The sequence below is a fragment of the Kribbella sp. genome (genome assembly GCF_035687465.1).
Lineage (GTDB): Bacteria > Actinomycetota > Actinomycetes > Propionibacteriales > Kribbellaceae > Kribbella.
Window position 1 is genome coordinate 1 of the sequence record NZ_DASRXP010000554.1, and the last position, 11838, is coordinate 11838.

Sequence of the window (11838 nt, forward strand, 5' to 3'; positions counted from 1 at the left end):
GGGCTGGGTTTGCAAGGTCAGGCGGGGGTGGTTCGCGTGGGGGAGTCGGGGTTGGTGAGTGCTGCGGGTCCGGCCGCGGCGGTGGGGGAGGGTTGTGGTTGACCTTAACCATAGTTGAGGTTGCAGGGTTGGCGGGAGAGAGCCGAGACGAGATGGAGTGAACTGATATGCGTGCTGCTGTTGTGACGGAGTTTGGTGGGGCGGATGTGGTGGAGGTCCAGGAGTGGGCTGAGCCGGTCGCCGGTCCCGGCGAGGTGATCGTCGAGGTCGAGGTGACTGACGTGATCTTCGTGGAGACGGCGATCCGGCAGGGTGCGCACGGCGGCTTCTTTCACGTCGAGCCGCCGTACGTACCGGGCAACTCCCTCGGCGGTCGCGTGCGATCCGTCGGTGAGGGCGTTGACCAGGACTGGATCGGTAAGAGCGTTGTCGGGCGTACTGCGAGCTTCGGCGCTCACGCGGAACAAGCGGCTGTCCCGGTCGACCAGTTGGTCCTCGCGCCTGAGGAGCTCAACCTCGAGACGGCGGTCGCGGTATCCGGTGATGGATTCACCGCGCTCCTCCTCGAGCAGCTCGCGGCCGATCTCGCCGGCAAAGAGGTACTGATCACCGCAGCTGCCGGCGGTATGGGGGTGCTGCTCATCCAGCTAGCGCACAAAGCGGGAGCGCACGTGATCGCTGCCGTTCGCGGGCAGGCGAAACGCGATCTCGTGAAGGCGCAGGGGGCCGATGTGGTGATCGACTACTCGGAACCGGGCTGGGAGAAGTCGGTGCTGGAGGCAACCAATGGACACGGGGTCGACGTGGTGTTCGAAGGAGCGGGTGGCGCGCTCGGCGGGACCGCGTTCGAGACCGTCAAGGACAACGGGTGGTTCTCGGCGCACGGTGCACCGAGCGGCGGTTTCGCGCAGTACGACCCAGCTGAGGCGGAGCGCCGGGGGATCACGGTGAAGGGGATCATGGATCTGCGGGCCGACAGTCGTTCGGCGACGCCTGTCACCGGCGAGGTAGTGATGGCGAGGGCGATCAAGGGCGACCTGGTACCGGTGATCGACCGCACGTTCCCCCTCGACCAACTCGGCGAAGCCCACCTCGCCCTGGAAAACCGCACCCTCCTCGGCAAAGCCCTCCTCCGAATCCACTGAGCGCAGCCGGACTTCCGCAGTACGCCTGCCGTCGTACTGCGGAACGGGCGGCGTGAACACTTGGAACGATGTACTCGGCTTGCAGGCCGCGGGCTTGTTGGTCCGGTGTTAGGCGGGCCGGCCAGCTCGAACTGCGGCGACTGTCCGCCGCGGCTCAGACGGCGAATGCGGCGGTATTAGTCGAGTTGTTCGGCGTGTTCGGTGATGGGTGGGTTTGGGCGGGCGGAGACGATCTTGTTTCGGCCTGCGCGCTTTGCTGTCAGGAGGGCGTTGTCCGCGGCGAGGACCAGTTGGTCCATCGTGCCTGCGACGTCCGGGTAGACCGCCGCACCGAACGAGGCCGGTACGCCCGTGATGACGGCGCTGACATCGTGCGCCGTATCCACGGAGACCGTCAGTGACGTCAGCCGCTCGCGGATTCGCTCAGCGACTTCCAGTACCTCGCGCTCGGACGCGCCCGGCAGCAGTACTGCGAGCTCGTCGCCGCCAACCCGTGCAACCAGGTCGCCCTGCCGCACCTCCGCCCGGACGCTCTCGCCGACCGCACGCAGCGCGCGGTCACCGGCCGGGTGCCCGTACGTGTCGTTGATCTCCTTGAACCTGTCCAGGTCCAGCATCAGCAGCCCGACCGTACTGCGCAGCGACTCGGCCCGAGCGAGTTCCACCGGCACAGCGCTAGCCCAGTACGACGGTGTCGCGAGCCCTGTCTTCACGTCAGTCCCGGCAGCCCGCTGGAACTGGGGGAGTAGCAGGTCACGGTGCAACGTCAGCACCGTGATCATCAGGATCGGCACGACCCACGGGTACGACGCCTGCAGCGCGGCGACTGCGACTCCCAGACCGAGCCCGGCAACCACAACGAGCTGGTCGGCCAGTTGGCCCAGTGCGCCGCGTGCGGACGCGTCCGGCGAGGACAGCAGAATCGCGCCGATCACCAGGGCGAAGTTCACCAGCCACCAGGTGCTCGCCGCGGCCAGGACGACCACCAGGGACATCGGGCCGGTCGGCACGCGCGGCTCGACGATGAGATCGCCGGCCCGCAGGATGGCGGCTGCCGCGGCGCTGGCCAGGATGAACGTGGAGGCCGAGAAGATCTTGCGGTGCGCGATGGTGCGCCCGTAGACGCGGAGCCAGGAGTAACCGTACGAGACCACGACCAGCGCGATCGCCAGCGACAGCGGGAGCAGCAGCAGCCCGGCGAAGACCCAGAGGCTCTTCAGGTTGGTGTACGGCGAAGTATTCGCCGCCATTTCGCGTCGGCGCTCGATCCCGCGGGCAGACTCCAGATGAAGCACGGAGGCGACCGCGAGCACGGCGAAGGCAGTCCACTCGGACGGCTTGATGCCAGTGCGGTCGCCGGAGACGGTGGACGCTACAGCCAGGGCGGTGATCGTTACGGCAATCGCATCGACACCGAGCACGTAGCCCAGTGCCGGACGTGGCAACGACCAGAGCTTCCATTGGCGGGGTGGCACCCACTTGCTCCGACCGATCAGAATCATGGTGGCCTCACACAGTTAGACCTGAACGGTTATTGCTGAATAGTAACTGCCCGTTCACGGCAGGTCATCCCCGCACCCCAGGTATTCCATCCGACGGATCATGACGAGAGGATCCAGCACCATGTCGATCAAGAGCACTGGCAACGAGTGGTTCCGCGGTGGCAACGAGTGGTTCGACGGCGGAAATGAGTGGTTCCGCGGCGGAAACGAGTGGTTCACGGACGGTGGCAACGAGTGGTTGCGGCAGTCCGGTGGTTCCGGTCCCGAGGGGTTCACCGGCGGTAACGAATGGTGACCACCCGCTGATTCCGGAAGTTTCTTTACTTACATTTTACGGATCCCGTCCGGCGATATTCCCTGAATCTCCGGGCGACTCATTGGCCGCCGATTTCGACGGCCGCCGTACCTGACCGGCGGGCGCGCGCCCAGGCCGCGCCCGCCACCAAGGCCGCAAGCACGCCAGCGGCCCCCACGACGGCTAGTGCGAGCGACGGTGACGAGCGGTCCGCGATCAGGCCCGCAACGAGAATGCCGATGCCCTGACTGCTCTTCAGAGCTGTGCTGGCGACTCCGAAGGCCTGGCCGCGCTGGTGGTCCGGCACGGCCTGGACGAAGGCTGCGCTGGCCGGCAGGTGGTACGCCGAGGCCAGTCCGGACAACGCCCAGAGACCGACTGTCGGCAACAGCCCGGGCGTGAAGGCGCAGAAGATGAGCGGCACGCAGGCGGCGACGGCCAGCGGCCCGATGAGCTTCATCCGTCGCTCGGGCGGCCACAGCGTGATCAACCACATGCCGACTACAGCCCCGGCTGGACTAGCGGCGAGCAGCAGACCCGCGTACTCCGGTCCTCCGCCGATCTCGTTCGCATAGGGGACGGCAAGACCTTCCACCGTGACGTAGAACCCGGCGATCGTCGCAAGAGCCACGAGAGCGCGAAGACGCGGCGTACGGAGTACTAGGGAGGTTCCTGCGGCTAGGTCCTTGAAGTAGCTCTTCCGGGGCTCGTCGTTGTCCTGCGCGGCTGCGGGTGCAGGGCGGCGCTGCACGCCGAAGGTGATGAGTGCAGCGGAGAGCAGGAAGGTCGCGGAGTCGAGCAGGAGACCGCCGGACGTGCCTACTGCAAGCACAGCCAAGCCGCCCGTACCGAAGCCCAGCACCTGGCTGAACTGCACGACCATGTCGTTCGCTGCCTTGCCCAGCACGTAGTGGTCGCCTGGCAGCACCACGGGCAGCGTCGCAGCTCGCGCCGCATTGAACGGCGAACCGAATGCCTGAAGCGCGACCAACAGGACGATGACTGCCCAAAGAGGTAACGCGTTGATCGCCATCGCAGCAACCAGTACTGCGCGCGCAAGGTCAGTGATGATCATCACCCGGCGACGCGGATACCGGTCGGCGAAACCCGCCAGCAAGGGGCCGAAGACCAGGTCGGGGACGTAGGTGAGGGCGTACGTGAGTGCGGTCAGTCCGGCCGAGTCTGTGCGCTCGAAGACCAGTACAGACAGGGCAACCCGGGCCAGTTGATCACCCGCGACGGACAGTACGCCGGCCAGGAACAACGCTCTGAACTCGGCATGCCCGAACACATCGCGCCAACGCGCCCGTTCCACCACCCCACCAACCATGCAGAGACCATAACCACAATCCGTGCAACATCACCTGCTGACTGTGATCGGTAGGGATACCCTGCACGTGACATTGCTCGCAGAACGCCTGGTTCAAAGGTTTGTTCGCGGCGGATCAGTGCCATTTCGGCCAGCCGACGTCTCAGGACTTGTCCGGCCCAACTACTCTGGAATCCTCTGGTACCGGGGTCTGGGCGGGGCGGCCCCGACCCTGGTACCAGTCCTTCTCCCCGGCCGCTGACTCCCCGCCGCCGAACTCCACCTCGTAGCGCGTGTACTCGGGCCGCGTCCGGCTGGCAGTTGCCGTCCGTCCGACTCGCGTTGGCGCGGCGTTGCGCCACCTCGTCGCGTACGCACTTCGCCGGCGAACGGACCGCGGGCCGCTTGTGGGCCGAGGTCACGCCGTCTTCTTTTGTTGAGCTGCGACGGAGGAGCCGCGATGGTTGGGTTTCGGAAACTGTCGGTGGCGGACGGTAGCGTTCTTCTTGCCAGGGGCGGCTCTTGGACGTGCTTCCTTCTCCTTCACCAGGCCACGTAGCGCGTTCGCTCTCCGCCTCTGGCAACTCTGTCCTGACGACCGGGAGGCATCGATGCCAGACGCGCTCGCCGCGGTGCTACTGCGCCGCCGACGGCTGGTCGACGCCGCCCGCCTCACCCCACCCGTACGCCGGTCCGCATGGCACTGGCTGCGGCATCCACTGAGCACCCAAGCCGGTCTCTCCGCACTCCAAGCCGACCTGATTCAGCGCGGCTTCCTGCTGTCGGCCACCCTCTACCGGTACTGCGTCGGCCTCAACCCCCTCGCGCTAACCGGCTTCGGCCGCGACCTACTCGAGTTGCTCGACCAGCAGTCCGGCAGAAACGCATCCCACGTGCCGCTCTTTCGCGGCTTCCCAGAGACCGTCCCAGGCAACACCGAGACCTTCTACATCGACAGGACCTTCGCCAGACTCCTCCAAGAACCAGAGCAACCCTGCGTGCTGTGCGGCGAGTCCCAAACGGTCCACCCGGTCTCGCCCTGCGCACACCTCGTCTGCAGGAACTGCTGGGACGGCGCCGACTACAGCGCCTGCCCGATCTGCCTGCGCCAAATCGACAAGGCCGACCCCTTCCTCGAGCCTTCGGAAGACGAGGCGATCGAGCCCGCCCGCGCCGACCGCCTGCGACTGTTGACGCTCGCAACGGACGACTCCGCTCGCACCACGGCAGCCGAGCTCCTCGTACGTCGAGCTCCCTTGTCCGTCGGCGATCGCGCCGACCTGAAGGTGCTCCTGACCGACGCCGACCCCTCGTGGTTGCCCGACTTCATCCCGGTCCGCGAGACCCGTGCGATCGTGCTCGCCCACTTCCTGCCGACCCATCCCGCGCTGATCGACGAACTGCTCGACACCGCCACCGACGCGTTGCGCCTCCTCTATGTCCTCATGGGCGCAGACCCAGGTCTCCGAACCCCGCCGGTACGACGCACCTCGCTGGCCCGGGCGATTCGCCGTACGGTGCTGGACCGGCTCGACAAGCTGCCGCTGGAGTCGCTCGTCGAGGACATGCTGCGGCATCAACGAGCCTGGAAGCGGATTGCGGAAAACCTGCATCCCCTCGAGTTCGCGACCCGCTATCCCGTGGCCGCGCTCGCGTTCGCCGTCGTTCGAGGAACAACCGTTGACGGCGGCAGCCCGGCAGGTCGCGCCATCCTGAGCGAAGCGACTGGGCATCCGGCCATCCGGCTCGAGGATGGTCGGTTGGTGATGAACACCTTCGCCAGCCGAGTCGAATCCGCCTTCGCCACCGAACGCCCAAGCCTCGCCCTGGACCTCCTGACCCAACGCCCAGGCGACCTGCTGCGGCGACTCGTCCAATTGGCTCGCGCGCTGCCGCCGGACGCGCACGGCTCACTGATCGAGGCAGTCACCACTGCTGTCTCCGACGTATCGCCCGTCGTCCTGACTGCGGCACTCGGCCAGGTCCGCACGCCACCCGGCGATCTCCGGTTGTTCTTCCCGCGTGGTGGAACCACCCGGATCTGGACCGCCGTGGATGAACGAGAACCCCTCCCGACGTTGCTCGCCGGCGCGCTGGCCGCAGTACTGGTCGGTGAGTTGTTGCGGAGGGCAACTGCTCTGCCGCGGGTTCGGCGGGCCTTTCTGGATGAGGAGTTGGCTCGGTTGGCGGCGCCTGGTTCGGAGCGGAGCGCTTCGTCGACGTTGCGGCGGATGACGCGGGGGAGTACGCAGCCGATCCCCGAGGACGACCTGCTCCGGCTCTTCGTGCATTGGGTCGAGCCGGCGGGTCAGCGGGTCGATCTCAACCTGTCGGTGATGGTGCTCGACTCGGAGTGGGCGTTCGTCGGGTTGTGCGACTACACACGGCTGCGGTTCGACCAGGACGCGTTGGTGCACTCGGGTGATCTGACCTCAGCGCCGGGCAAGGCCGGTTCGAGCGAGTACATCGACATCGATCTTGCCGCGCTGAAGCGGGTGGGCGGGCGCTACCTGCTGCCGGTGGTGTTCAGCTACAACAACGTGCCGTTCGACCGGCTCGAGCGCGGATTCGTCGGCGTGATGAGGCAGCCGTCGGGGCTGTTCGATCCGACCGCGGTGGAGGAGCGGTTCGACCTCACGGGGCCGGCGAAGATCCTGCTGCCGTTCGGCATCGACCTGCACACGAAGGAACTCCGCTGGTACGACGTCAACCTGAGCGCGGTCGGCTACGGACACAGCATCGTCAAGTACGGCGGCGCGGTCGCGCTGATGGCGGCCGCGATCGAGGAGGTCCACGGTGCGGGGGACCGGGTCAGCCTCTGGGAACTCTGCTGCTGGCACGCCGCCGCCCGCACCGACGAGGTCGTCGTACGGACCTCCGACGGCTCGATCGTCGGCTACCTCCGCGGCGAGGGGGAAGACGTGAGCACCTTCGCCCGGCGCCTCACCGCCCGCCTTGAACCAGACCGCTACTGGGACCTCGACGCCGCCAGCCGAGCCGACTTCGTAGCCGTCATCACCGCCGATCTCGACCCCAAAGCCGGCGCCGAGGTCTACGCGCTCCACCCTCACCTCTTGGACCCGGGCAGCGTCAATCTGATCGACGCCCCTCACCTCTTGGCGGCCCTCACTCCTGACACCCGTGCGCACCAGACCTTGCTGGGGCGCCACGAGTAGGTCGCCTTAACTTTGTTGCGACATCAGCGAAACATGGGGACATACATGTCGTGACATAAAGGGCTGGAGTTTGCCGCCACAGACCCCGAGGAGCCCCAGTGAGCCTCACCCAACCCACCGACGCCGAACTGGACGTCATGATCCGCGCGCGTCTGGCCTCGATCGGAATCGATCTCGACCAACTACCCGCCGGCAGTTCCCCCGACCCGGAGACCGGCAGCCCCGGCCGCGACTCCGTCCTGGCCGGCCTCCGCAGCTTCGTCCGTACGACGGTCCTGCCGCTGAGTGCCTACCAATTCGCAACAACCGGCCCAACCGACGACCTACCGGCCCTCGCCCAACAGGTCGCCGCCCCCACCCTCTTCCCCTCCATCGACATCACCAGGCAACACCGATGAACCGCCCAGTGAACAGCCCGGCCAGCGAGCCCGCCGAGACCTCCGCGCTGGGCGCGGCCGGGACCTCCGGGTCGGGCGCAGCCGGGACCTCCGCGCTGGGCGCGGCCGGGACCTCCGGGCCGGGCGCAGCCGAGAACTCCCGCATGAGCGCTGCCGTGAGGACCCGCCGCGGCGACTCCGCTGAGGACGCTGGACCGATGGATACTCGGGTCGACCGCAGGTCGTTCTTGTATCGGGCGAGCGCGCTTGCCGCGGCAACTACCGTCGGCACGGTCGCTCTTCCGGCGATCGGCTATGCCGCGCCAAATTCCGCGAGCACCCTCGCGACCGTGGACACCGCAGTACGTCCCGAGGCGATCAGAGATGTCAGCGAATTGACGATCGCCGAGGCCGCGACCCTCATCCGTTCAGGACGGCTCAAGCCCGAGCGCCTCCTCGAGGCCTACCTCGACCGCATCGGCGCCTACGACTCCACCTACCAGGCGTTCAACCTCGTCCTCGCCGACGAAGCACTCGCGAGAGCACGATCGCTCGGCAAGAAGCGCGGCGGCACCCTCCACGGCATCCCGCTCGCGATCAAGGACAACTACTACACCCGCGGCATCCCGACCACGGCGAACTCCTACCTGTTCGAGAAGTTCCTCCCACCCTTCGACGCCACAGCCGTCCGCAAACTCAAGGCAGCTGGCGGCATCGTCCTCGGCAAGACCCAGATGGGCCCGCTCGCCACAACCCGGGCAACCACACCCGACGGCCGCATCACGACCGTCAACGCGTGGACCCCGTCGAACCCAGCAACAGACCCCGGAGGCTCGACCTCAGGATCAGCGACCGCGGTCGCGTCCCGGATGGCCGCGTCGAGCGTCGGCACCCAGACCGGCGGCTCGATCACGGCACCCTCGAACGCGCAGAACCTCACCGGCCTGAAACCCACGATGGGCCGCGTGTCACTCCACGGGATCGTCCCGCTCAGCTACACCCGCGACCACCCCGGCCCGCTCGCCAGGGATGCCAAGGACGCGGCGATCATGCTCACGGCAATGGCCGGCGAGGATCCGAACGACCCTCGCACCCAAGGCCTCCCGCCCGTGCCGGACCTGGTGACCGCCGCAACCCCCGTCATCCGCAACCGCCGGGTTCGCATGCGTTGGCGTACGAAGGTCGGGGTCATTCCCGACTTCACGACAGGCACCACCGAGGTAGCCGCCGCACGGCGGGCTGCCCTCGACAAGCTCGCCGACATCCAGGACCTGACCGTGGTCGACGTGACGATGCCGGACGAGTGGGACGTGCTGACCAACGCAGCCTTCAACAACGTCCGGCTGCCCGAACGGAGCGAACCGTTCCTGCCGATGATGCGCTCTGACCTACGCGGATTCGGAGTCTCGGTCACAGGCTGGTTGCAGGGCGCGCTGCTCGGCGCGAACGAGTTCCTGATCGGTCAACGCGCAAAGGTCCTGTTGCTCCAGCGGGTTCTGGACGACCTCTTCGAGCAGTGCGATGTGGTCGTGCAGACGAGCCCGACTCCGTTCGACGCGATCGGGCTGCCCGAGCTCGCGCTGCCGATCGGGTTCACCTCGGCGGGTGTTCCGATCGGGACGATTCTCGGTGGCAAGCCGTTCGGGGAAGACCGGCTGCTAGCGGTCGCAGCGGCGTACCAGGCGGTGACCGATTGGCATCACCGGCGGCCCGCGGACCCGCAGGGCGCAGTACCGGTTGCCAGGACGGGTGCCGACGCTGCGGCCAAGCCTGACTCGCGGCGCGCGAGCGGCGTGGTCGAGGCGCAGCAGGTTCAGGACCGCGGTCGGTTGCACGCGGATCAGGTCGTCGAGCAGATGCAGTGAGCCCCGCCGGCCGAGGAGCAACGTGCTCCTCGGCCGGTGCCGACTTTGACAATCCGATGACGGTCCGTACCTCAGTGGCGCTCGGCTGAGGTGCGGTTCTCGGCCGCGATCTTGACATTCCGGTTACGGAGCCGCGGTTCGCTGACGACCCGGGGGAGATGCGGGAGTACAAAGGAAGAGGCGAAGGGAGCCACGATGACGTACGACGTGGTGGTGCTCATCGAGCGCGAGATGAGTGAGGGCGATGCGCGCCGCGTTGCCGCCCTGCACGCAAGGCACGACGAACTGGTGGACTACCACCTGCTCATCTCCAGCCATCCAACCGAAGGACTGGCGGGACCGATGGCCCTGCTGGGAACCAGCTTCGCGGACGTCGCCGGACTGTCCGCCACCAGCTCAGCCCGTACTACGACCGCGGCGACGCTCGCGGATCCGCAGTTCGACCTGGCCTCGGTGATCGAACACAGTTCGCGCCGGCTCCGCGGTCTGAACGACTGCCGGGTGAACGTCTCGATCACCCACGGCGAGATCCTGCTCGGCCTCAGAGCCCTGGTCAAGTCCACCAAGAGCCAGGAGGTCGTCGTCGTCGCGTGGCCCGAAACAGCAGCCCGCTTCGTCGTCTCCGACTGGCCCAAACGCGCCCGCCGCGAACTCAACGTCCCCCGAGTCCGAGTCCTCGAACACGACACCTGAGTCGGACCTCCCCACCCTGAGCGCGGCCTCACTGCCTGAACCGATAGCGCGCTCTTCGACCACTGGCGCCGTGCAGACCGCCAGTGGTCGAACGAACGGTGATCGGCCCGCTATCCACAGGCTGTGAAGTCACCTGCCTGTACTGCGGGTGTCAGCGGCATGTTCTCTGACATGAACAGGAAACTGGCTGCTCAAGCGGCCAAGCGTGGTGGTTGGTTCGATCGCCTGGACGTGATCCGTGCGGGCTACAGCGATGACGAGATCGCGCGACGGATCAAGGCGGGCCAGTGGGTCCGCCTGTGTCGCGGTGCCTATGCCGAACCGGGACCTGACGACGAGGCACGTCCGGAGTGGGATCGCGCGACCTGGCGACACGTCCGCGCGGCGAAGGCTGTTCATCATCGGCTGGATGGTCGGGCGGTGGTGAGTCATCAGTCAGCGTTGCTGCTTCGTGGTGTAGAGGTTTCTGACCTCGATCTGAGTCGGGTTCACGTCACCAATTTGGTTGGGCGCGGTAGATCTGGGGCCAAGGTCTGCCAGCATGCGGGGCGGCCGCCGGTGCTGGATCCGGTGGAGGTTGATGGAGTGCGGTTGACCTCGGGCGCGCGGTCTGTGGTGGAGACGATCCGCTACACGTCGTACCAGGTCGCGGTGTCGGTGGTGGATGCGGCGCTTAGGCAGGGAGTCGCAACTCCCGATCAGTTGTTGGCTGCGGTCGAGCTCTTCGCGAAGAGGCCTGGAACGAGGGCCGCGGCGAGGGCCGTGCTCTTCGGCGATGGCCGGTCCGAGTCGGTAGGTGAATCGCGGCTGCGGGTGTTGTTGGCCGACCTCGGACTCCCGGAGCCGATCCTGCAACCCGAGATCCGCGATGCTCTCGGCCGGCTGGTGGCGCGGGTTGATTTCCTGCTCGCCCGCTGGGGTGTGATCCTCGAGTTCGACGGCGCTCTGAAGTATGGAGGGACCGGAGCTGACGCTCTGATCGCGGAGAAGGTGCGGGAGGACAGGCTCCGCGATCTCGGGTACGAGGTGGTCCGGGTGACCTGGGCCGATCTTGCCCAGCCGCTCGAACTGATCGCTCGGATCCGGCGTGCCATTGATCGTTCCCAGTCGCGGCAGGCTCCGGTAGCAGGTTTCGTGCGCGATACCGGCCAGTGAGCAGTGGTCGCCGGCGGCGGGCTCTTCGGCCCGCTGCCTGCCTTTGTCCGGTATCAGGCTTTGTGGCGGATGCCGGTCTGTAGAGCGCTAGTGGTCGAACAGGGCGTGGTCGGTCTGCTGCCTGCTTCGTCCGGTGCCAGGCTTCGCGGCGGATGCCGGTCTGTAGGGCGTTAGTGGTCGAACGGAGCGTGGTCGGTCTGCTGCCTGCTTCGTCCGGTGCCAGGCTTCGCGGCCGATGCCGGTCTGTAGGACGCTAGCCGTCGAAGAAGGCGTGATCGACCCGCTGCCGGCGCTCGCTTGGTCCGGTTGCCGGCTGTGCGG

At 67.1% G+C, this 11838-nt stretch carries 10 protein-coding genes; 7 read left to right on the top strand and 3 right to left on the bottom strand.

Going from position 1 to position 11838, the window contains the following annotated elements; all coding sequences use genetic code 11:
- Nucleotides 1-167 precede the first annotated feature (167 nt).
- The gene (locus VFG33_RS29495) at nucleotides 168-1145 is read left to right on the top strand and encodes a zinc-binding dehydrogenase (RefSeq protein WP_325056253.1); all 978 of its coding nucleotides are present in this window, start codon (nucleotides 168-170) and stop codon (nucleotides 1143-1145) included.
- Nucleotides 1146-1321: 176 nt separating this feature from the next.
- On the opposite strand, the gene VFG33_RS29500 is transcribed toward VFG33_RS29495, so the two are convergent.
- Complete coding sequence (locus tag VFG33_RS29500; protein WP_325056254.1) at nucleotides 1322-2647, bottom strand: GGDEF domain-containing protein; 1326 nt, start codon at nucleotides 2645-2647, stop codon at nucleotides 1322-1324.
- 121 nt (nucleotides 2648-2768) lie between these two features.
- On the opposite strand from VFG33_RS29500, the gene VFG33_RS29505 reads away from it, so the two are divergent.
- On the top strand, nucleotides 2769-2942 hold the full coding sequence (locus tag VFG33_RS29505; RefSeq protein ID WP_325056255.1) for a DEAD/DEAH box helicase: 174 nt from the start codon (nucleotides 2769-2771) through the stop codon (nucleotides 2940-2942).
- Between the two features lie 79 nt (nucleotides 2943-3021).
- Here the strand turns inward: VFG33_RS29505 and VFG33_RS29510 are convergent, their stop codons facing one another.
- Entirely contained in the window at nucleotides 3022-4272 is a 1251-nt protein-coding gene (locus VFG33_RS29510; RefSeq protein ID WP_325056256.1) for an MFS transporter, read from the bottom strand.
- A 590-nt stretch (nucleotides 4273-4862) separates the two neighbouring features.
- Here VFG33_RS29510 and VFG33_RS29515 point away from each other — a divergent pair.
- Both VFG33_RS29515 and VFG33_RS29520 read left to right on the top strand, forming a co-directional pair.
- Nucleotides 4863-7427 (top strand): MXAN_6230/SCO0854 family RING domain-containing protein, encoded by a 2565-nt coding sequence (locus tag VFG33_RS29515; protein ID WP_325056257.1) that lies wholly within the window; start codon nucleotides 4863-4865, stop codon nucleotides 7425-7427.
- A gap of 98 nt (nucleotides 7428-7525) precedes the next feature.
- Nucleotides 7526-7825 (top strand): hypothetical protein, encoded by a 300-nt coding sequence (locus tag VFG33_RS29520; RefSeq protein WP_325056258.1) that lies wholly within the window; start codon nucleotides 7526-7528, stop codon nucleotides 7823-7825.
- Here the strand turns inward: VFG33_RS29520 and VFG33_RS29525 are convergent.
- A complete protein-coding gene (locus tag VFG33_RS29525; protein ID WP_325056259.1) occupies nucleotides 7806-7970 on the bottom strand; it encodes a hypothetical protein in 165 nt (54 codons plus the stop codon). The two genes, VFG33_RS29520 and VFG33_RS29525, sit on opposite strands and share 20 nt — an antisense overlap.
- Before the next feature lie 52 nt (nucleotides 7971-8022).
- Between VFG33_RS29525 and VFG33_RS29530 the strand changes: the two genes are divergently transcribed.
- From VFG33_RS29530 to VFG33_RS29540, 3 genes are all read left to right on the top strand, one after another.
- Nucleotides 8023-9669 (top strand): amidase, encoded by a 1647-nt coding sequence (locus VFG33_RS29530; protein ID WP_325056260.1) that lies wholly within the window; start codon nucleotides 8023-8025, stop codon nucleotides 9667-9669.
- 195 nt (nucleotides 9670-9864) lie between these two features.
- A complete protein-coding gene (locus VFG33_RS29535; RefSeq protein ID WP_325056261.1) occupies nucleotides 9865-10362 on the top strand; it encodes a hypothetical protein in 498 nt (165 codons plus the stop codon).
- Nucleotides 10363-10533: 171 nt separating this feature from the next.
- Nucleotides 10534-11517 (top strand): type IV toxin-antitoxin system AbiEi family antitoxin domain-containing protein, encoded by a 984-nt coding sequence (locus VFG33_RS29540; RefSeq protein WP_325056262.1) that lies wholly within the window; start codon nucleotides 10534-10536, stop codon nucleotides 11515-11517.
- Nucleotides 11518-11838 lie beyond the last annotated feature (321 nt).